The 20768-nt window shown below is 69.1% G+C and carries 15 protein-coding genes; 11 read left to right on the top strand and 4 right to left on the bottom strand.

Annotation, left to right across the window (positions count from 1 at the left end; translation table 11 throughout):
• Window positions 1-104: 104 nt before the first annotated feature.
• The gene (locus tag ACFY9S_RS22920; RefSeq protein ID WP_391131435.1) at window positions 105-593 is read left to right on the top strand and encodes an ATP-binding protein; all 489 of its coding nucleotides are present in this window, start codon (window positions 105-107) and stop codon (window positions 591-593) included.
• A 170-nt stretch (window positions 594-763) separates the two neighbouring features.
• Here the strand turns inward: ACFY9S_RS22920 and ACFY9S_RS22925 are convergent, their stop codons facing one another.
• Window positions 764-3322: a GH32 C-terminal domain-containing protein gene (locus ACFY9S_RS22925; protein WP_391131437.1), complete on the bottom strand. Its 2559-nt coding sequence runs from the start codon at window positions 3320-3322 to the stop codon at window positions 764-766.
• A gap of 535 nt (window positions 3323-3857) precedes the next feature.
• On the opposite strand from ACFY9S_RS22925, the gene ACFY9S_RS22930 reads away from it, so the two are divergent.
• From ACFY9S_RS22930 to ACFY9S_RS22975, 10 genes are all read left to right on the top strand, one after another.
• A complete protein-coding gene (locus ACFY9S_RS22930) occupies window positions 3858-4865 on the top strand; it encodes a substrate-binding domain-containing protein (RefSeq protein ID WP_391131439.1) in 1008 nt (335 codons plus the stop codon).
• Between the two features lie 398 nt (window positions 4866-5263).
• Window positions 5264-6562 carry an extracellular solute-binding protein gene (locus ACFY9S_RS22935; RefSeq protein WP_391131441.1) on the top strand — a complete coding sequence of 433 codons (1299 nt, stop codon included), beginning with the start codon at window positions 5264-5266 and terminating at the stop codon, window positions 6560-6562.
• Window positions 6563-6595: 33 nt separating this feature from the next.
• Window positions 6596-7582 carry an ABC transporter permease subunit gene (locus ACFY9S_RS22940; protein WP_391131443.1) on the top strand — a complete coding sequence of 329 codons (987 nt, stop codon included), beginning with the start codon at window positions 6596-6598 and terminating at the stop codon, window positions 7580-7582.
• Window positions 7583-7588: 6 nt separating this feature from the next.
• Window positions 7589-8476, top strand: a complete 888-nt coding sequence (locus ACFY9S_RS22945) for an ABC transporter permease subunit (RefSeq protein WP_391131445.1) — start codon at window positions 7589-7591, stop codon at window positions 8474-8476.
• Between the two features lie 167 nt (window positions 8477-8643).
• Window positions 8644-10941, top strand: coding sequence for a glycoside hydrolase family 3 N-terminal domain-containing protein (locus tag ACFY9S_RS22950; protein ID WP_391131626.1), 2298 nt, complete (start codon window positions 8644-8646; stop codon window positions 10939-10941).
• Between the two features lie 102 nt (window positions 10942-11043).
• Window positions 11044-12516 carry a GH32 C-terminal domain-containing protein gene (locus ACFY9S_RS22955; RefSeq protein ID WP_391131447.1) on the top strand — a complete coding sequence of 491 codons (1473 nt, stop codon included), beginning with the start codon at window positions 11044-11046 and terminating at the stop codon, window positions 12514-12516.
• Window positions 12517-12608: 92 nt separating this feature from the next.
• Window positions 12609-15545 (top strand): discoidin domain-containing protein, encoded by a 2937-nt coding sequence (locus tag ACFY9S_RS22960; protein ID WP_391131449.1) that lies wholly within the window; start codon window positions 12609-12611, stop codon window positions 15543-15545.
• Window positions 15546-15784: 239 nt separating this feature from the next.
• A complete protein-coding gene (locus tag ACFY9S_RS22965; protein WP_391131451.1) occupies window positions 15785-16093 on the top strand; it encodes a hypothetical protein in 309 nt (102 codons plus the stop codon).
• Between the two features lie 49 nt (window positions 16094-16142).
• Window positions 16143-17402 (top strand): nucleotide sugar dehydrogenase, encoded by a 1260-nt coding sequence (locus tag ACFY9S_RS22970; RefSeq protein ID WP_391131452.1) that lies wholly within the window; start codon window positions 16143-16145, stop codon window positions 17400-17402.
• A 178-nt stretch (window positions 17403-17580) separates the two neighbouring features.
• Window positions 17581-18114, top strand: a complete 534-nt coding sequence (locus ACFY9S_RS22975; RefSeq protein WP_391131454.1) for an EF-hand domain-containing protein — start codon at window positions 17581-17583, stop codon at window positions 18112-18114.
• A 112-nt stretch (window positions 18115-18226) separates the two neighbouring features.
• Here ACFY9S_RS22975 and ACFY9S_RS22980 read toward each other — a convergent pair whose 3' ends face one another.
• Genes ACFY9S_RS22980 through ACFY9S_RS22990 form a run of 3 tightly spaced genes read right to left on the bottom strand, consistent with a single transcriptional unit; the run spans window position 18227 to window position 20744 of the window.
• Window positions 18227-18673, bottom strand: a complete 447-nt coding sequence (locus ACFY9S_RS22980) for a DUF6917 domain-containing protein (protein ID WP_391131456.1) — start codon at window positions 18671-18673, stop codon at window positions 18227-18229.
• Window positions 18670-19620, bottom strand: a complete 951-nt coding sequence (locus tag ACFY9S_RS22985) for a Gfo/Idh/MocA family oxidoreductase (protein ID WP_391131458.1) — start codon at window positions 19618-19620, stop codon at window positions 18670-18672. Before ACFY9S_RS22985 ends, ACFY9S_RS22980 begins: the two co-directional genes overlap by 4 nt.
• Complete coding sequence (locus ACFY9S_RS22990) at window positions 19617-20744, bottom strand: Ldh family oxidoreductase (protein WP_391131460.1); 1128 nt, start codon at window positions 20742-20744, stop codon at window positions 19617-19619. The genes ACFY9S_RS22985 and ACFY9S_RS22990 overlap by 4 nt, the downstream gene beginning before the upstream one ends.
• Window positions 20745-20768 lie beyond the last annotated feature (24 nt).

Below are 20768 nucleotides of genomic sequence, written 5' to 3' on the forward strand. Positions count from 1 at the left end.
GTCACGCCGCGCACCTGGTACCCGTACCGCCACCACGCGTACAACGGCCCGCGTCGGTGCGTCACCACTGGTCACGCTACGCGACCGGGGACACCGTTGTCGGCATGACGAGCCAACTCCCCAGCCCCGTCGGCACCTCACAACCCAGGTTCCCCGGCGATGACTTGAGCCGCACCTTCGAGATGCGTTTCACCTCCACCCCACGGGGCGCCCGCCTCGCCCGCAGACTGGCCTCGCACCGGCTGGACACCTGGGGCATCCCGTACGGCACCGACCAGCACGAAGAGATCGTGCTGGTCGTGGGCGAGCTGACCGCCAACGCCGTACGGCACGGCCATGTCCCCAGCCGGGACTTCCAACTGCTCCTCCGTGCGAGCGCACCCGCTCGCACGAGCAGGATCGAGGTCACCGACACCCGTACCGAACGCACGCCGCCCGAACCGGAAGCGCTGTCCGCCCCCGGCTCGCAGGACACCGGCGGCCGAGGGTTGCTTCTCGTCGCGGCGCTCGCCACCCGCTGGGGCTGGCACCTCCGGCCCGGAGGTCCGGGCAAGACGGTCTGGGCGGAGTGCGTGTTCGCAACTCCCAAGTGAGTCCGTGACCGCGGTGGAAGAATATGGCGAGGTGACCTCCAGCGACTACAACCCGTTCGCCCACCTCACCGCCCCCAACGCCGCTCTCTGCCGCCGGGTCATGCGGGCCTTCCTCGTCCCCCCCGCGCCGGAAGCAGCTCCTGGCCGACCGGCGCACGGGCCCCGGGGCGTCACCGCCAGATGGACCCCAGCTGCCACGCCCGCAGGTGGTCGAGGGTGGCGGTGCCGCCCTCGGCGAACACCTCGACGCCGGTGCTGGAGGGGTCGGGGAAGATCTGGTCGGTGATCACTGCCTCACCGTTGCCGCCGAAGACCTCGACGGACGACCAGTCGACGAGGATGCGCAGCTTGACCTTGCCGTTCTCGGCCTTGAGGGGTGCGGTCTGGACGCCGGGGAAGGTGCTGTTGAAGTCGCCGGCGCCGGAGCGGGTGCGGTCGACGTACAGCTCCTGGGTGGTGGCGTCGTAGCCGATGACGGTCTCCTCGCCGCCCGCGCCGGTGCGCACCTTCAGGCCGAAGCGGTCGGCGTCCTTGAGGGAGAACGTCGCCTCGATGTCGAGCGCCTTGCCCGTGGCCCCCGGGCCCGTCAGGGGCTTGGAGGTGCTCTTGACGGTGACGTCGGACGCCGTCGCCGGGCGCTTCTGCCGGAGCGACTCCAGGCTGCCCACCGGCTTGCTGGTCAGCCGGATTCGGCCGTCGACGGTGCGCAGGGCCATCTCCCTGGGAACGCTCTGCGCGCTGCGCCACGGGGAGGTGGGGATGGACTGGCCGTAGTCCCAGTTGTTCATCCAGCCGATCATGTAGCGCTTGCCGCCCGGGGCGTTCTCCCAGGACACCGCCGCGTAGTAGTCCTTGCCGTAGTCGGCCCAGTCGGCGCGCTGCACGACGGACTTGGCGGGCTTGTCGGCGGCCGTGAACTGGTCGGCCATGACGTGGCCCCAGCCGCCGGTGTTCATGTCGACGACCTGGATCTGCGCCTGTTTGCCCTCGTACGGGCGCATGTCGAACGACGCCCAGTCCAGGGTTTCGCTGTCGGCGCCGGTGGCGCTGCGGACGACCTTGCCGTCGACGAGCAGGTTGACGGACGTTTCCTGCGAGACGCGCGCGGCCTGGGTGTCGGACAGCACGATGTGGTCGACGTTGAGGTGGCCCCAGCCGCCGGTGTTGTCGTCGACGATCCTGATCTGCGCCTTCTTGCCGGCGAGGTCGCCGACGTTCCAGGAGGCCCAGTTGAGTGCCTCGGCGTCCCTTCCGGTGGCGCTGCGGACGACCTGGCCGTCCACGAGGAGCTCGACGGCGGTCGGGTTGTCGGAGCCGGCCGGATGGTTGCCGCCGCCGACGAGGAAGTTGATGTGCTTCTTGTCGATGGTGAACTCGGGCGACGTGAGGGTGCCGGTGGTGGAGTCGCCGTTCAGGAAGGTGTTGGCCAGGCCATTCCCCAGGAAGCCGGAGACACTCTGCTGGCCGGGAAGGGCGCCGGTGGCCGGTGCGGTGCCGAAGGCGTCCCCGGTCGCCGTCCAGTCGCCGTAGGTGCCGCCTTCGAAGTCGGCGAGGACCGTGCCCTCGGGCGGAGTGCTGTCCAGGACGGTTCCGGCCTCGTGCGGATGCCGACCGCCGCCGATCTTGAAGTTGAGGTAAGGGCTGCCGACGGTGAAGGAGGGGGAGGTGAGGATGCCGGTGGCGCCGTCACCGCCGTGGAAGCTGTTGGCGAGGCCCTTCCCGTCGAAGCCCCCGACGGTTCCCTGCCCGTCCACCGCCCCGGCGGCCGGGCCCTGGCCGAACGCGGTTCCGGTCGTCGTCCACTCACCGAAGCCGGCACCCTCGAAGTCCTGTACGACCTCGCCGGTGGGCGGTGTGTAGGTGCCCTTGTCGTCGGCGGTGAACTTCTTGCCGTCGAAGTCGCCGACGAAGTACTGGGCGGCCGAACCGCCCGCGATACCACCGGGGTTGATGTTGACGACCAGGACCCACTTGATCTTCTTCTTGTCCCCGTCGACCGCGAGGGGGAACAGGTCGGGGCACTCCCAGACACCGCCCGTCGCACCGGCCGGACCGAACTCGCTCTGCAGCTTCCAGTCCTTGAGGTTCTTGGACGAGTAGAACTGCACCTTGTGCTCGGCGGACAGCGACACCGTCATCAGCCAGCTCTTGGTCGGCGCGTGCCACTGGACCTTGGGGTCGCGGAAGTTGTCGGAGCCGATGTCGATGACGGGATTGCCCTGGTACTTGGTCCAGGTGCGGCCTCGGTCGGTGCTGTAGGCGAGCGACTGGGCCTGCTTGCCGCCGTCCTTGTAGGCGCTGGTGTAGATCGCCACCATGGGCGGGTTCTTCTTCGTGCCGAAGCCGGTGGTGTTGTTCCAGTCGACGACCGCGCTGCCGGAGAACACCATCTCCTCGTCGTCGTGCGACAGGGCGAGCGGCAGGTGCTTCCAGTGCACGAGGTCCTTGCTCACCGCGTGGCCCCAGGACATGTCACCCCAGGAGTTGCCGTTCGGGTTGTACTGGTAGAAGAGGTGGTATTCGCCCTTGTAGTAGACGAGGCCGTTGGGGTCGTTCATCCAGTTCTTCTCAGGCGTGAAGTGGAACTGGGGTCTGTAGGTCTCGGTGTACGGCGGGGTGTCCGCGGCGACGGCCTGGGGGGCCAGCGGGGCTGCGGACAGGGCGCAGACGGTCGCCACCGCCGCCATCATCCGTATGCGGGCAAGCCGGGAAACGCGTGCAGAGCTCATGGTGTCTCCTTGTCCCGGGGCCGTCCGCGCAGTGGTGACTGCGGCTTCTGCGCGACGGACCGAAAGTGCACCCCGGGCCGAGGCCGACCATCCGTGGCGACGGCTCGGGGTGTCATCGTTGACTTGTGTCATCGATGACATCGAGTGCCCGATTATGGAGCCCAATCCGCCCTCCGCGTCAACGGTCCGGGCGCGATTGCTCCGGTATGACCGGCAGTTCACCGGCTGTCGTCGGTGGTCGCGAACCGCGCCGACCCGTTGGCAGTGGGGGTCGGGTTCGATGACCGCCCAGGTCGGAGGGGTGGGCGGAGGCCGTCCGGCAAGCTTCGGCCTCATCGTCGACGCCGAGACGGGCCGGTAAACGACTTGTTTCCGACCTGTTGACCGGTCGGGCCTGTCGGTGCTTCACTGCCGGAACCGCTACCGAAACCGGTTCCGGAACCGATTCCGGTACCGGTTCCACGTTCCTCTGTACGATCGGCCCTTCGGTGCGGGAGGACGTCTTCCGCCTCTGCAGGAAGGGAGGGGAGGTGACATGGGAGTCACTATCGCCGACGTGGCGACGCGGGCCGGGGTCAGCAAGACAACGGTCTCTCGGGTGCTGAACGGCAAGGGCGAGATCAACGAGAACACCGTCTTGAAGGTCCGCAAGGCGATATCGGAACTCGGTTATGTGCCGAGCGCCGGGGCAGTGGGGCTCGCACGCGGTACGACACAGATGATCGGCATGCTGGTCCCTGACTTGGCCTGGGCCTGGGCCGGCATAGTGCAGGCGGTCGTCGAAACGCTGGAGGCCGAGGGCTTCGGGCTGCGGATCCTGACCTGGAACCGCGGTGAGGAGTCACTGCGCAGGCTGGGCCTGCAGGTCGCTGCCAAGTCGTTCGACGGGCTGCTGGTGATAGAGCCCGAGGGGGCCCTGGGGTCCATCACGGAACTGCACGAGGCCGGACTGCCGGTGGTGCTGATCGACGACCGCTTCCAGCGGCCGGGATTCCCTTACGTGGCCACCACCAACCGGGAGGGCGGTGAGCAGGCGGCGCGCCACCTGCTACACCTCGGTCGCCGTCGCCCTCTGGTGGTGACCGGTCCTGATGAGTACGGGTGCACGCAGGAACGGTTGGGCGGTTTCGTCGACGCGTATGCGCAGGCCGGGATCGAACTCGACCCGCGCAGAATCATCTGCGGCGACTTCCTGTTCGACGACGGCCGGAGCGCGGTGGCGCAAGCTCTCGCGGACGGCGTGGAGTTCGACGCGGTCTTCGGGCACAACGACCCCTTGGCCGCCGGCGTGATCGCGGCCCTGCACGAGGCGGGCCTCAAGATTCCGCGGGACGTCGCCGTGGTGGGGTTCGACGACGTCGAGGTGGCGTCGTACACCTATCCGGCGCTGACCACCATCCGCCAGCCGATGCGGGAGATGGGTGAGGCGGCGGCCCGTCTACTGCTCGACCACGTGCGGAGATCGCCGGAGGCCGCCCCCTCGCGCATCGTTCCCACCAGCCTCGTGGTCCGTGGCTCGACGTTAGAGCCGAGCTCGAACTGACGCGACGGCATCGCGATGCGCGAATGACGGCGCCTCGCGGCCGGGCGGTGCGTTGCCGGTGACGCACCGCCCCCCGTCTCCCTGAAACATCGGCGAACCTCTTCGGGTCTCGCCTTCCTCACAACTTGGGGCAGCCGCGCCTGCGTTCACGCGGCACCGCCCACATGCACTCTCCGCCCGCGCGTTCCCGATCCGGGACACCGAAGGGGCGCCTGGCACACCCCGCCCGGCGGCTACCCACTCCGCGTCGGACGCTCCCACCGCGACCCGCGAGGGACCGTCGCCGCTGTCACCACAGACGCTGCCCATTCGTGGGTCGGCCCATCCGGGCGCCCGCCCCTTCCTACCCCTCGCCGCCCCCCCCGCGCCTGTCTCGCTCAACGGCAAGGAGCCGCATCATGCGTATCACCACCCGTCACGCTGTCAGAACCGTCCAGACCCTGTGCGTCACCCTCACGGCAGCCCTCGTGGCCACCGGCTGCGGCCGGAGCGAGGACTCCGGCCCCGGCAACGATGCGCCGGCCAAGATCGGCGCGGGCAAGGCCAAGGGGACGGTGGTCATGTGGTCCATGGGCGACCCCGACGAAGACCTGAAGGAGCTGGCCAAGAAGTTCGAGCAGGAGAACCCGGACGCAGACGTCAAGATCACCGCAGTCCCGTGGGACGGTGCCCACGACAAGCTGACCACCGCGATAGCCGGCGGCAACACACCGGACATGTCCATGGTGGGCAGCACCTGGATGGCCGAGCTGGCCGCCTTGAACGGCTTCCAGGCCACCCCGGCGTCGATCAAGTCCTCGGACTTCTACCCCGGCCAGTGGGACACCACCAAGTACAAGAACACCTCCTACGGCGTCCCGTTCATCGCCGACACCCAAGCGGTCTTCTACCGGACCGATCTCACGGCGAAGGCCGGCATCAAGGGCGCCCTGGCCGGCGACTGGGACGGGTACCTGAAGGACCTCAAGGCCATCCAGGCCACCGCCGGCGAGGAGAACCCCAAGCTGCGCCATGCCAGCGGGCTGAAGATGGGCTTCAACTCATGGATCTTCTGGCTGCCGATGGTCTGGCAGCAGGGCAGCGACATCTACGACGCCAAGACCGGGAAGTTCACCTTCGACACGCCCGAGGGCGCCGAGGCGCTGGAGAACTACGCAAGCGTTCCGAAGCAGGGCCTCGCGCCGACCGACAGGGCGGACAACGTGCAGAGCTTCCAGGACGGGCTGACCGCCGTCTACCAGGAGGGCGCGTGGGCCGGCGGCACCTTCCACAAGGACTCCCCGCAGCTGGACGGCAAGTGGAAGACCATGCCGATGCCGTACACCAAGCAGCCCGCAGGGTTCGCCGGCGGCAGCGACCTGGCGGTGTTCAAGGAGGCCAAGAACCCCGACGCGGCATGGAAGTTCGCCCAGTTCCTGACCGAGCCCGCCAACCTCGCGACCTATTCCAAGGCCACCGGCAGCCTGCCTCCTTCGCCCCAGGCGTGGACGGAGGGGAAGCTGACCGAGGACGAGAACTTGAAGGCGTTCGCCGAGCAGCTCGAGGTCGGCAAGGCGCCGCCCGCCATCACGACCTGGCAGCAGATCGCGGACACCATCGACTCCGAACTGGAGAAGCTGACCCTCGGCAAGGCCACCGTCGCCGAGGTGCAGAAGACGTTGCAGTCCAAGGCCACCAGCATCGGCACGGGTCGCTGAGCGCCGCCGCGTGAGTATCCCTCGTACGGACGGATGACATCCATGTCCACGAAAACGCTCCCCGAGCGGGGCGACACCCACGAGCAGGGCACCGCGGGGTCGGAACGGAGTGCCGATCGCCGGCACTCCGGGCTCCGGAGCACGGCGCGCGGCAGGCAGACCCGGGCCGCCTGGCTCCTCGCCGCCCCGTACCTCGCGCTGTTCGCGGCCTTCATGCTGCTGCCGGTGGTGTGGTCGCTGCTGATGGGCCTGACCGACACCAAGAGCGCGGACCTGCGCACACCGCTGAACGTGTCGTTCGTCGGCTTCGACAACTACGTACGCCTCTTTGAGGACCCGCAGTTTTTCACGGCCCTGCGCAACACGGCCGTGTTCGTCCTGGTGGCCCTGCCCCTGACGCTGGCCGCCGGGCTCGCGGCGGCGGTTGCCCTCGACCGGGGCATCCGCCGCTTCCGGGCCGTCTTCCGGGTCGGCTTCTACCTGCCGGTGATCACCAGCATCGTGGCCGTCGCCGTGGTGTGGAAGACGCTCCTGGAACCTCGCGCGGGACTGGCGAACCTCGTCCTGGGCTGGTTCGGGATCGACGGTCCGGCCTGGCTGGCGGACACCCGCTTCGCCCTGCCCGTCATGATCGTGATGGCGGTGTGGCGCAACCTCGGCACGGTCATGATCATCATGCTGGCGGGTCTGCAGTCCGTGCCCCAGTCCCTGATGGAGGCGGCCGAACTCGACGGCGCCGGGCCCTGGCAGCGGTTCTGGCGGGTCACCTTCCCGCTCCTGCGGCCGGCCCTGCTGCTGACCGCCGTGACCACCGGCATCGGCTATCTGCAGTTCTTCGACGAGCCGTTCGTGATGACCGGTGGCGGACCGCTGGACTCCACCCTGTCGGCGACGTTGTACGCCTACAAACAGTTCGGCAACGGCAACTACGAGATGGCGTCGGCCGCCGGCTACGTCATCTTCGTCCTCATCGTCGCGCTGACCGTGCTGCAGTTCCGCGTGCTGCGAGACAAGGACTGATGCCCCATGAGCACCCTCTCCACTCTCCGAACGCCACAACAGGGCACGAACCGCGCCCTGAGGCGCCGCCGCATCCGGCAGAACTGGGGCCAGCCCTGGCTGTACATACCGCTCGCCGGCGCCCTGCTGCTGATGGTCGCGCCGTTCCTGTGGATGCTGTCCGGGTCGTTCAAGCCCGAGGCCGACATCCGCAGGGTCCCGCCCGTCCTGATACCCACGGCGCCCACGACCGCCAACTACGGCGAGCTGTTCAGCACGCTCGACTTCACGAGCATGTTCGCCAACTCCGTGATCGTGGCCCTCGCCGTCACCACGGGCAACCTGATCTTCTGCTCGATGCTCGGATACGCCCTGGCCAAGCTGGAGTTCCGCGGACAGCGCGCCGTTTTCCTGCTGGTCATGGGGACGCTCATGATCCCCGGCCTGGTCACCTTCGTACCGCTGTACGTGCTGGTGGCCAACATGCAGCTGACCGGCTCCCTGCTCGGGCTGATCCTGCCGTTCCTGGCCACCCCCTTCGGGGTGTTCCTGATGCGGCAGTTCATCTCCACCCTGCCCGACGAACTCATCGACGCCGCCCGCGTCGACGGCTGCCGCGAACTGGCCATCTTCGCGAAGATCATCCTGCCGCTGACCAAGCCGGCCCTCGCCACCCTCGGGATCATCACCTTCCTCGGCTCCTGGAACAACTTCCTGTGGCCCTTGGTCGTGGCCCAGAACGAGAGCCAGTACACCCTCCCCGTCGGCCTCGCCCTGGCCAGCAGCGGACAATCCTTCACCCGCTTCGGCATCCTGCTCGCCGGCGCCATGGTCGTCCTGCTGCCGGTGATGATCGTCTTCCTGCTCTTCCAGCGACAGTTCGTGGCGGGCATCGCCACCACCGGCCTGAAGTGACACCCCGGCTCCCGCCCCGCCGCCCCATGCCGTACCGGTCCCGCCCAGAGCGGCGGACGGACGGCACGCGCGCCCCGCCGCGCCGGGCGGCAACGCTCGCGCGACGAAGCACTCACCGTCGCCCATCAACTCTCTGATCTGTGACGACTCATCTCTTGGAGAACACCGTGGGACAGCCGGTCCACTCTGCCGCGTACCTGGATCCGGAAGCGTCCGTGGAAGCGAGAACCGACGACTTGCTGTCCCGGATGACCCTGCCGGAGAAGGTCGGGCAGCTGCTGATGCTCGACGCACAACACGGGGACCTGGCGGACATCGTGTCGGCCAAGCTGACCGGGTCAGTCCTGCATGTGTCTCCCGACCTCATGCCGCAGGCCATGGATCTGGCCCGACAGACACGGCTCGGCATCCCGCTGCTGACAGCCGACGACGGCATCCACGGCCACTCGTTCTGGCCGGGCGCCACCATCTTCCCGACCCAGCTGGCCATGGCCTGCACCTGGGATCCCGCCTTGCTCCACCGGGTGGCCCGCGTCGCCGCGACCGAGATCGCGGCGACCGGAATCCACGGGACGTTCTCCCCGGTGCTGTGCATCACCCGGGACCTGCGCTGGGGCCGGATCAACGAGACGTTCGGCGAGGACCCGTTCCTGATCGGTGAACTCGGGGCGGCGATGGTACGCGGCTACCAGGGCGACGGCCTCAGCGACCCGACAGCCGTGCTGGCGTACGCCAAGCACTTCGCGGGCTACTCCGAAACCCTGGGCGGGCGCGACGCCAGCGAAGCCGATCTCAGCCCCCGCAAGCTGCGCTCGTGGTTCCTGCCCCCCTTCGAGCAGGCGGTACGGGCCGGCTGCCGCGGCTTCATGCTCGGCTACCAGTCCATCGACGGGGTGCCCATCACGGCGCATCAGTGGCTGATCAACGACGTGCTCAAGGGCGAGTGGGGCTTCACCGGGACGCTGGTGACCGACTGGGACAACGTCGGCCGGATGGTCTACGACCAGCGGACCTGCGCCGACTACGCCGAGGCGGCGGCGGTCGCCGTCAGCTCCGGGAACGACCTCATCATGGCCACACCGCAGTTCTTCGAGGGCGCCCAGGAGGCGGTCGCCCGCGGCCTGATCGAAGAGAAACAGATCGATGACGCGGTACGGCGGGTTCTGCGGCTGAAGTTCGAGCTCGGGCTCTTCGAGGACCCCCGCGCCCCCGACCCCGAGCGGCAGGCGCAGGTGATCGGCTGCAGCGCACACGCCGACCTCAACCTCGAAACCGCCCGACGCTCCCTGGTGCTGCTGCGCAACGACGGGATCCTGCCCCTCGAGGGCGGGCTGACGTCGGACGGAACGGGGCGCGCCGTGAGCCGGGACAAGGCGCGGACGATCGCGGTCATCGGCCCCAACGCCGACAGCACGCAAGCCATGCTCGGCGACTGGGCGGGCGCCACCGGCCAGGTCCCGTGGATGCCCGAAGGACATCCACGCGAGTCGGTGGAGACGGTGCTCGACGGTTTGCGCGCCGTCGCGCCGGCCGACTGGACCATCACGTACGCCCGCGGAGCCGACATCGAAAGCCCCGCCTCCAACTCCGAGTGGTCCCTCGGGCCCGACGGCCAACCGCAACCGGATGCCTTCACCCCCGCCCCGGTCGACCAGGCCCAGCTTCGGGAGGCCACTGCCGCAGCGGAGGCCGCCGACTACGCCGTCGTGGTCGTGGGGGACACCATCGCCCTCACCGGCGAGGTGCGCTCCACGGCCACGCTCGACCTCCAGGGAGGCCAGATCGCACTGCTGGACGCGGTCGCCGTCACCGGCACACCGATGATCGTCGTACTCGTCCAGTCCAAGCCGAGCACCCTGCCGGACTCGGCACTCAACGCCGCAGCTCTCATCGAGGCGTTCAACCCGGGCATGCGCGGTGGCCGCGCCGTCGCCGAACTCCTCCTCGGGCTCGTCCAGCCCAGCGGCCGGCTGCCGGTCTCCTTCGCCCGCCACGTCGGCCAGCAACCGGTCTTCTACAACCAGGTGCGAGGTCAGCACGGGAGCCGCTACGCGGATCTCACCCAGGACCCCCTGTTCGCGTTCGGCGAGGGCCTCACCTACACCACGGTCACCTACTCCGACCTGGTCGTGCACGACCCGGAGGTCCCCGCCGACGGCACCGTCGGCGCCACGGTGCGGCTCACCAACAGCGGCAGCCGCAGGGCCGTGGAAACGGTCCAGGCGTACGTCAGCGACCTGACCACCAGCGTCACCTGGGCCGAGCAGGAGCTGAAGGGTTTCACCCAGGTCGAAATACCTCCCGGCGAAAGCCTGGACGTCCGCATCAGCATCCCTGCCTCCCAGTGCTCTCTCGTCACAGCCGACAACCGCCGAGTGGTCGAACCAGGCGAGTTCGCACTCCGCGTCGGTCCCAGCTCACGGCGACAGCAGCAGCTGAGCGTGGAATTCCGCATCCGGACCTGAAGGCCGCACACAGGCTCGAAGACCACCGCCCCGCCGGCCCGCCGCCCCGCCACTCAGAGGGCCGGCGGGGCGGTCCCCTCTGCCCCACCGAAAGGCGCGCGTGTGTCCATCCCACCCCGCGATCCGCACTTCCCCGTCGCGCACCTGCGCCCGCCCCGTAACTGGATCAACGACCCCAACGGGCTGGTCTTCCACGACGGCCACTACCACGTGTGCTACCAGTACAACCCGTCCGGAGCGACCCACGCGAACATGCACTGGGGCCACTTCCGCAGCCCCGACCTGCTGACCTGGGAGCCGCTGCCGATCGCCCTCGCCCCGACCCCCGATGGCGAGGACGTCGACGGCTGCTTCTCCGGCAACGCCGTCTCCGACGGCGACCGGCTGGTCGCCTTCTACTCCGCGCACCGCGAGGACCGCTCGTTCCAACACCAGCCCGTCACCTGTGCCGTCTCCCACGACGGCGGCAACAGCTTCCGCCCGCGGGGCGAACTGCTCATCCCCGAGCTGCCCGAGGGCTGCACCATGTACCGCGACCCGTACGTCTGGCAGGACGGCGACGGCTGGCGGATGCTGGTCGGCGCCGCCCTCGCGGACGGCCGCGCCTCCGCCCTTCTCTACGACTCGCCCGACCTGGAGAACTGGGCCTACCGAGGGCCCTTCGCCGCCCGCCATCCGGAGCCCATCGGTGGCACCGACCTGCTCACCGGGGAGGGCTGGGAATGCCCGCAATACCTCCCGGCAGCCGACGGACGCGGCGCCCTCCTCTTCAGCACCTGGACCGAACCCACCGGTCCGCAGAGCGTCGCGGCCCTGATCGGCGAAGAGCATGACGGCCACTTCAAGGCGGGCTCAGCGGTGCCCGTCGACCACGGCCCCGACTGCTACGCCCCCGCCCTGCTGCGGGCACCGGGCGACCGGTGGCTGCTGTGGGGCTGGTCGTGGGAAGCCCGCGAAGAAGCCTGGGCCGTCGCGGACGGATGGGCCGGGGTCCTCACCCTGCCCCGCGAGATCCACGTCCACGACGACGGCACACTGCGCCAGCAGCCCGCCACCGAACTGCTCGCCCTGCGCGGCCGACACACCGTCACCTCCACAGGCGCGACGCACGGCTCGCAGCCGGTGGACCTCGGTACCGTGGGCTGCGCCTTCGACCTGACGGCCCGTCTGGAGCCGACCGGAAACGCCGGCCTGCGGCTGCTCACCACCCCGGACGGCTCCGAGTACCTCGACATCCACCTCGATACCGACGCCGGTGAACTGGTCGTCGACCGCGAACACGCCTCACTGGACAGCCGGGCCCGCGGCGGTTCCCACCGGATGCCCTGCCCGCCAGACCGGCCCGTCGACCTGCGTGTGCTCGTCGACCACTCCATCGCCGAAGTCTTCCTGACCACCACCGGACAGGTCCTCACCCTGCGCTTCTACCCGACAGGGCGGAGCCCATGGCGACTGCAGGCCCGCACCGCACCGGGGACACGCCTCGGTTACGCGGTCGACGCCTGGGAACTGCACCCGCTCGTGATCAAGGAACCGAGCACCGACGTCGCAGAGCCGGCGCCGGCGTCGCCGTAGAACCGACACCGACCGGTCGATCCCCCACCTCGGCAATGTGCCCCACCCGCTCTCCCCAGTACTGAACCAGCAGGTCCGAAGGAGGATCTTCCATGAGGTCATACGGTCTCGGACGACGCCAGTTCCTGGCCACCGCAGTCGGTGTCGCCGCCGCCTGGACGCAGGTATCCGGGAACGCCATCGCCGTCCCGCAGCAGAAGCAGGCCTCACGTGACAATTCCGTCCGTGTGTGGCTGACGGACGTATCGGCCGACAAGTGGGTCGCCGGTCAGGACGATGTGCTGTTCAAGGCGAGGAAAACGGCCAACCCGCTGACGATCAAGGTCGACGACGGCGTCAAGTACCAGAAGGTCGAAGGCTTCGGCGCGGCCATGACCGACTCCTCCGCCTGGCTCATCGACAAGCTGTCCCCTGCCGAGCGGACCAAGCTGATGAAGAAGCTGTTCGATCCCTCGAAGGGAATCGGCCTCAGCCTGCTCCGTTCTCCGATGGCCGCCACGGATTTCAACGCGTCCGGAAACTACTCCTACGACGACATGCCCGCGGGGCAGACGGACCCCACGCTGTCCAACTTCTCCATCCGGCATGACCTGCCGTACATCGTTCCGGCCTTGCGGCAGGCCCTCTCACTCAACCCGTCCATCAAGATCATGGCCAACCCGTGGAGCCCACCAGGCTGGATGAAGACCTCCGACTCCATGATCGGAGGCACCCTCAAGAGCGAGTACACTTCCGCGCTCGCCGACTACTTCGTCAAGTTCATCCAGGCCTATGGCGAAGCCGGCGTGCCCATCTCCTACATCTCCCCGCAGAACGAACCCATGGGTACGCCCACCTGGCCCGGCATGTTCCTGTCCGCGTACCAGGAAGCCGAGCTGATCCAGGAGATCGGCAAGGCGTTCGAGGCCGACGGAATCTCCACGAAGATCCTGGCGTGGGACCACAACTGGGACGTGCCCTCGTATCCGGAGACGATTTTCAGCGACCCCGCCGCCTCCAAGTACACCGCGGGAACCGGGTGGCACATCTACAGCGGCAACCCGAACTCCCAGACGCTGGTCCACAACGACTACCCGAGCAAGGAAACGTTCATCACGGAGGCCACCGGAGGCGTCTGGCAGGACAGCGACCAGACGGCGTTCAGTGAAGCACTGGGTACGTGGATCATCAACGGCGCGCGCAACTGGGCGAACGGGGTGATGCTGTGGAACATCGCACTCGACCCCGATCGGGGCCCGCTCAACAGCGACACGGCCGGGATACCCATGCTGCGCGGCTTGCTCACGATCGACCCGGCCGACGGACGGGTGACCTACAACGTGGACTACCACGCCCTCGCCCACGCCAGCAGGTTCGTCAAGCCCGGAGCGCGCCGGATCTACTCGAACACGCTCGGGGAAGGCAGCATAGAGAACGTCGCGTTCCAGAACCCGGACGGATCGAAGGTTCTGATCGCCCACAACTCGGGCAGCGCCGCGAAGACCTTCAGTGTCGCCGACGGGACGCACTCGTTCGACTACACCCTGAACGCCGGCGACGCCGTCACCTTCACGTACTCCGGGCCTGCGCAGAGCGGCCGTACCCCCGCGGCGACCAAGGTCTCGGACCCCACACATGACTTCATGTTCACGTCGGCATCCGGTCCGGTCACTGTCACGTACGACCCGGAACTGCTGCCTTACCAGAATTCCATCCGCACCGGAAACAAGATGGTCACGTACTCCCTTCCGATCGGAGCTGCCGTCCAGACGACAGGAAGGGCGTTGAGCCGTGGCAAGTGGACGGCCAAGGCTTCCGCGCAGCCGGACTGGGGTGTGGCCGCGAACGCGATCGACGGCGACATCGACACCAGGTGGAGTCTCGGGCACGGGCCGACGAGCGGCGACTGGTTCCAGATCGACCTGGGGAGCCCCACGAGCTTCAACAAGCTCGTCTTCGATACCGGCGTGAACAATTCGTTCGACTACGTCACCAAGTATCAGATTTACGTTTCGGACGACGGAGTCGATTGGGGCAGCGCGATTGCGAGCGGCAGCGGCGGCATCGGCAAGATAGCCGTCACGTTGCCGACCCGGACGGCACAGTACGTTCGCATCGTCAGTACTGCGGTATCCGGATTCTGGTGGGCCATCGGCGACATCGAGGTGTACGGGTCTGCGCGTGGAGCCGGCTCGATCGCAGCTCCGGCAGCGGTATCGAACGGCCTCCAGCTGAAGACCTGGACCAGCAAGGAAGGGTCGCAGGTCACCGTCGTGTTCAACGGGACCGCCGACGGCAAGAGCTTCAAGATATCCGCCGACGGCTCGTACACCTATACGCTGCCGAGCGGCACCTCGGCGATGTTCACCACCAAGAAGCTGTCGAGCTTCCCCTCGCCGAAGTTCAGCGGACTGAAGCCGGAACGAGGAATGCCGCGCTCCAAGTTCACGATCCGCGGTGCTGGTTTCGGTGACGCCCAAGGGCTGGGCACGGTCTACTTCGGATCAAGCTATGCCGAGATTGACACCTGGTCGGACACGAGCATCAGTGCCTACGTTCCGGCGGGGCTTCCGGCGGGGAAGGTCACGGTTTCCGTGAAGGGGACCAGCGGGGTGGACGCAGGTGGATCTTCGTTCGACGTCATAGACCTGGGTCCTGCGCTGCCGCGGACGGGCTGGACCGCCAAGGCTTCGGACGCCACTCAGGGGGATGCGCCCGGAAACATGCTCGATGGCAGTTCCGACACTCGGTACAGCTCCGGAACAGGGCAGTACGACGGCCTCTGGATCCAAGTGGACATGGGGCAGACGCAGACCTTCGACAAGATTGTGTTGGATGTCGGCGGAAGTGTCAGCGACTATGCGCGGAGCGCGGACGTATACGTATCCACGGATGGAAGTGACTGGACCAAGGTTTCTTCCGCGGCGGACGGCCAACGAGTCCACCTGATGTCCTTCCCCACGCAGACAGCTCGCTACATCAAGGTCGTCAATACCGGAAACCTTGCGCGTAGTTGGTGGTCGGTCGCAGAGTTCAACGTCTACAACTGACCTCGGGCTTTCAGGGCCGGAGTGGCACGCCTCGCCGAGGGCGCCGCTCCGGCCGTGGGCTGCCGGCCGGGAGCCGGGCGCGCAGGTTCGGCATCGACGGAGTGCGCGGATCACCGACCGTGGCGTCAACTCCACTTGACCGTGTCACTGGTTCGGGCGCATCAGGATGGGGTGGCGCTTAGCGGGTGCATCTGCCGAAAAGAATCATTTCGACAACACCCTGCCGAAAGGACCAATTCATGCGCTTCGCCCCTGCCTTCATGTTCGCCGCTGCCGGGGCGCTGCTCGCGGCGAGCGCCGCCACCGGCACCGCTGCCGCGGCGGAGCAGGGGGATGTCGTGGTGTTCGCCACGGAAGTGACGCCACTGACGGTCTATCGCGATCCGCACGGGTGCCAGAAGCTTCCGCCCGACGCGCATGTGCTGACGAACCACACCGATCGTCCGGTCACCGTCTACGCCGACCCGTTCTGTCTGACCCCCGGCCTCACCGTCGAACCCGGATACGGCTCGCACGTGGCGCCCGGCAGCGGCAGTTTCTCCGCCTGAGCCACCGCTGTTCCCGTTCCCCCCCACACCCTCAGGAGAACGTACGGACATGGCCACGGATCTCGTCGTCATCGGGCTGGGGCATGTCGGGCTGCCGCTCTCCAGAGCCGCGGTCTCGGCCGGTCTGGCGACCGCGGGGTACGACGTGTCCGGAAGGGTGGTGTCCGGACTCGCCGCAGGCCGCTCGCATGTCGGCGGCGTTCTCGACGCCGAGGTCGAGGTCATGCTGGACGCGGGCTTCCACGCCACGACCGACCCAGCGGTCTTGGACGGCGCACAGACCGTGGTGATCTGTGTGCCGACCGGGCTCACACCGGAGGGCTTACCCGACCTGTCCGCGGTCGAGGGCGCAGCCCGGGTCGTCGCCGCCCGGCTGCGCCCCGGCATGCTCGTCGTCCTGGAGTCCACCAGCTATCCCGGCACCACGGAGGACGTCGTGCGGCCGCTGCTGGAGCACGGCAGCGGGCTGCGGGCGGGCGAGGACTTCCACCTGGCGTACTCGCCGCAGCGGATCGACCCCGGCAACGAGACGTGGTCCATCGGCAACACGCCGAAGATCGTGAGCGGTTGCAGCGCTCTGTGCGCCAAGTACGCCGTCGCGTTCTACTCCCGGTTCGTGGACCACCTCGTCCTCGCCCGTGGCACGCGGGAGGCGGAGATGGCCAAGCTCCTCGAGAACACCTACCGGTACGTCAACATCGCCCTGGTCGACGAAGTGGCACTGTTCTGCCACGAGACCGGCATCGACGTCTGGGACGTGCTGCACTGCGCCGCGTCCAAGCCGTTCGGCTTCGCACCTTTCAGGCCCGGACCCGGCGTCGGCGGGCACTGCATTCCCGTCGACCCCCGCTATCTCACCGCGCGGGCCGCATCCCAGGGCTTCGCCTTCCGCACGCTGGCCGCCGCACACGAGGTCCTCGGCCGTATGCCCAACCATGTCGTGGACCGAGCGCTGGCCCTGCTCACCGAGGTCAGGGGCCGCCCTGAGGGCGCACGGGCCCTGCTCCTCGGAATCACCTACAAAGCGGATGTGGCCGACGTCCGGGAGACGCCGGCGCACCCGGTGGCGGCAGGGCTGCTCGCCGCCGGCGCCGAGGTGTACTACCACGACCCGTACATAGCCGAGTTCACCGTCGACGGCCGGTCTGTGCCGCGCGCCGAGAACCTCCAGGAAGCCATGGCCCAGGCCGATGTGGCGATCCTGTTGCAGGAACACGCCTGTTACGCCAGGGAAGCACTGGGCCAGGCTCGCTGTGCCCTGCTCGACACCCGCGGCAACGCCGTGGGCAGCCAGGTCACCCTTCTCTGACCCCCTCGCGCCGGCCCAGCCGGCGTCTCCTCCTGCCGGCGTTCGCCGGCCCCAGAGCCCGCGCAGCGGTACCGCCCTGCGCGGTCGCGGCCCTGCCCAGGTGCCGTAGTCCGTCATCCACCCGGAACAAACCGCAGCACCGACACCATCGGACTCCGTCCGAAAGAAGGAGAGACATATGAGCACCGCTGTCGCCAACGACCGCCTGGTGAAGCGCTTCGAGAAGTGGGACACCGACGGCAACGGCGTCCTGGAGGCGAGCGACTTCCAGGGCGAGGCAGCCCGGATCGCCCAGAACCTCGGCAAGAACGCCGACTCCCCGGAGGTACAGGAGCTCCACAGCGCGTTCCAGGGGCTGTACCAGCACCTGGCCCAGAAGGCCGGCGTCCCGGCTGGTGGCGCCATCAGCCGCGAGCAGTTCCTCGACGCCACGGGGGAGTTGCTGTTCAAGGAGGGTGAGGCGAGCTTCAACCGCGCGCTCTCTCCCATCGTGAAGGCGTTGGTCCGCCTGTGCGACGACAACCACGACGGCGAGATCGACGCCCGTGAGTTCCAGGCCTGGCTGTCCGCGGTCGGCGTGCCGGCCTCCCAGGCCGGGGAGATCTTCCAGACGGTGGACAGGAACGGCGACGGAAGGCTGTCCGAGGACGAACTGCTCCAGACGGTCCGTGACTTCCACTTCGGCCGCCTGGAGGTCGAGCTGCTCGGCTGACCTGTCCGAGCGGCAGCTGTGACCCGGGTGGGCGACCACCCGGGTTCCACGGCCACGGATGGCGCCGCCCGTTCACCGGGCCGGCGCCATCCGGTGCGCGACCGGGTGCCCTTCAGGTGCCGGGCGGCGCGAGAACCGTGCCGTGGTCCCCGGCCCGGCCCTGTACGAAGGTGACGGCGTTCTCCGGCCGCAGGCCCAGGTCCCTGCCGCTGACCGGACGCGCCGCGTGGATCAGGATGTTGTAGTGGTTCGGCAGGTGGCAGGCGTCGAAGCCGAGCACCGTGCCGACCGCCGTGTCCCCGATCCGCACCAGGTCACCCCGGTCGATCACACCGCCGCACGACAGCTCGGCGAAGCCCAGGAAACCCACCCGGTCGATCCGGGCGCCCGGGCGCGGGTCCCACTGGTCGGTGGTGACCAGTTCGTGCACCTCGCCCCGGCGTACGCAGCGTGCCGCGTGCTCCTCCAGCCGCATGCCGCGGTCCGTGCGGCGGTGCACGAGCACCTTGACCAGTGATCCACGCACCACGCGCTTCGGGCCGTCCTCTGCCCGATTCACCGGCCCGCCTCCGCTGCCGTCGCATCCGACGCGGGCCGGGCACAGCGGTAGGCCGCCTCCACCAGTTCCAGCGCGGCCAGGCCGCCGTGCGCCCCCGGGCCGGCCGGGGCACCGTTACGTACGAGCGCGGCGAACTCGGTGAGGACCGCCTCGTACTCGTGCCACAGCGACGCCTTGAAGCCGGTGTGTCCGGCCAGCATGTCGGCGTGCAGCACCTCTCCGCCGGCCAGCTCCACCTCGACGTCCTTGCGTTCTCCCGGGTACGACCAGTCCAGCTCGACCGAGGCCGTGGTTCCCGTACGGCCCCGCAGGCGGATCACCGCCCGACGGTCGACGCCGGAGCCGTCGCGGTGGATCTCGCAGCCGGCGACGGCGAGTTCACCGAGCAGCAGCCGCACCAGGTCGAGGGCGTTGGGGCCGTTGTCCGCCACACAGCCGCCTCCGCAGCGGGCCGGGTCCAGGTACCAGTCCTCGCCGCCGAGATGCTCCTCGATGCGTTCCAGGTAGCGCACCCGGACGGAGCGGATCTCCCGGCCCGTCGTCCGGCGCGCCAGTGCGCGGACGGCGTCGTTGTAGCGGCGGTGGAACGCCGTCATCAGCGGGACCCCGTAGTGCCGCGCCAGCTCCACCAGCAAGGACCCCTCGGCCGCGGTCAGGGCGAGGGGCTTCTCGACGCAGACCGGGACGCCGGCGGCCAGGGCGTCCCGGCACAGGGGCAGATGGACATCGTTGGGCACGGCCACGACGAGGGCGTCCGGGCGTGCCCGGTCCAGGAGCGTGCGGTGGTCGCTGAAGCGTGCCACCGGGCCGGGGAACTGCTCCAAGGCCTCGGCGCGGGCATCGCACACGGCGGTCAGCCGCCACTCGGGCAGCCGTTCCGCGGCGGCCAGGTAGTAGGGGGAGATGGCGCCGAGACCTACGACGCCGAGCCGCAAGGGCCGCGTCATCGTGGGCTCCCGGGACCGCCGAGGAGACCGAGGGCGGTCAGCTCCGCGTGGAGGTGCGAAGGCAGGGGGATGCCGTGACGGCGGCGCTCGGCGGCGAGTTCCGCCTCCCGCCAGCCCGGATAGCGAACCGGCTCACCGCCGGGCACCGGTGGACAGTCGACGAGGGTGCCGAACAGGGACGAGGTCGCGGCGGCCACATCCGCGCCGGGGCGCAGCACCTCCGGGGAGATCGCGAGGAGGAAGAAGCCGATGCCGTCGTCGCTGCCGTGCGGCCGGCCGTCCCCTTCCAGCGCGGCGGGCGCGGGCCCCACGGCCGCGCCGGACACCACGGCGGCCAGCAGTTCGACGGCGATGCCCAGCCCGTAGCCCTTGTGGACGCCGGCCTCGGCCGTGCCGCCCAGCCAGCGCAGGAAGGCCTCGCCGCGGTCGAAGGCGGACGGGTCGGTCACCGGGGCGCCCGCCGCGTCCTCCAGCCAGCCGTCGGGCACGGGGATGCCGCGGCGGGCGGCGACGCGGACCCGCCCGCTGGGCGCGACGGTGGTGCTCATGTCCAGCAGGAAGGGGTGCCCGTCGAGGGCCGGCGCGGCGACGCTCAGCGGGTTGGTGCCGAGCATCGCCACCGCGCCGCCCGGGGGCCGTGCGATGCGCTGGCCGCCGCAGTTGCTCGCGACCACACCGATCATCCCGGCGTGCGCGGCACGCACGGCGTGGAAGCCGGCGCACCCGAAGTGGGTCGCCCCGCGCACCGACACCAGCCCGACCCCGTGCCGGCCGGCCCGTGCCACGGCGTCGTCCATGGCCTCGGCCGCGGCCCACAGGCCCAGGGTGCGGCGCGCGTCGACGACCGCGCAGGCGCCCAGGTCGGTGAGGGCCTCCGGTTCGGCGCGGGGGTCGCAACGGCCGGACTCCAGCAACGGCAGGTAGAGCCGGGTGAGGTTGAACACGCCGTGCGAGTCGAGCCCGGTCAGATCGCCGTGACACAGCGCGTCCGCGGTGAGCCGGGCCCGCGCGTCAGGGATGCCGTGGCCGGTGAAGAGGCCGGTGAGCGAGGCGTGCAGCTCCGCGTGGTCGACGAGGACGGTTGTGTGCTCGACCGCCGCTCGCGGGGCGGTGGGTGCCGTCATACGGGATTCCTTACGGGGCGGGCC

The organism is Streptomyces sp. NPDC012474, from assembly GCF_042955185.1.
GTDB lineage: Bacteria > Actinomycetota > Actinomycetes > Streptomycetales > Streptomycetaceae > Streptomyces > Streptomyces cahuitamycinicus.